Annotated in this window: 1 pseudogene; it reads left to right on the plus strand. The window is 50.0% G+C overall.

From position 1 onward, the window contains the following. Positions 1 to 48 precede the first annotated feature (48 nt). A pseudogene (locus AC2W7G_RS17210) lies at positions 49 to 162 on the plus strand (hypothetical protein); the annotation flags it as partial. Positions 163 to 954: the final 792 nt, after the last annotated feature.

The raw sequence follows: 954 nt of genomic DNA on the forward strand, positions 1-954 counted from the left end.
TGATGCAAATTCACGAGGTTGCAGATGATGTAAACGCCGCATTACTATCATGAAATCTTTACAGTGATGGCGGCTGACGGCATCGATATCGATTTCGAGGACAGCGGCCTTATCCCTGAAACGAAGGATGTTAGCCGTATCTGCCAAGCTCGCATTTTATGAACAGCTCACCATTGACCTGTGGAATAACGTTGACCAAATCGTTGATGAATATTTAGAGACTCTTGAGGACACCAGCGATAGCGTAGTGTTCGACCATGCGGCTGCTGAGGATTGCGAGTGATGGTAACTTATGGTCTCTGTCAACACCATGTCAACAACGCCCGGCTTATGGTCGAGACCGGGCAGTTACACCATGATGCGACTATGCGTCACCTGAAAGCGGTCTATGAGGGCCGCAAGCGCATACACGACAGTTTACACGCTGAGGATAGACAACAATGAAACGGTACGCTATACGCATTCCGGGACGGTGCTACACAATGACTTTCTACGGCTACAATGAGAGAGACGCAAGGTCTCGCTTCCGTGACCAGCAAGGCTTCGGTAAGCGTCTACCGAACGGCACGGCTATCTGGGAGATTGACTAACATGTACCAGATAACTTATAGCAGTGAACAGGCTTTCTATGATGGCCTCGTGGAGATGATGAAGCGCGGGGCCTGCTACACGGCTAACCACCATGCGCTGACCATAACACTGACAGGCGGGTACTGATGGCGTAAGCCAGCTTAACGAGTGCCAGACTACAGGTCATCCATATGGGTGGCCTGACTGATGTCACTTAACCTGAGAAGGAAATAACACGATGAACGCACACGATAAAGCAATCATGAATAACCTGATGTCTCAGCTTCACGCTATCATCTGTCATGCTGGCTACACGATAACGGACGCTGGGAACGGGATTGCAGGTCAGGACGCATGGGCTAACTTTGAGATAGCTGCGAAAGA

It is taken from the genome of Aeromicrobium sp. PFPM2_SD2, assembly GCF_057364525.1.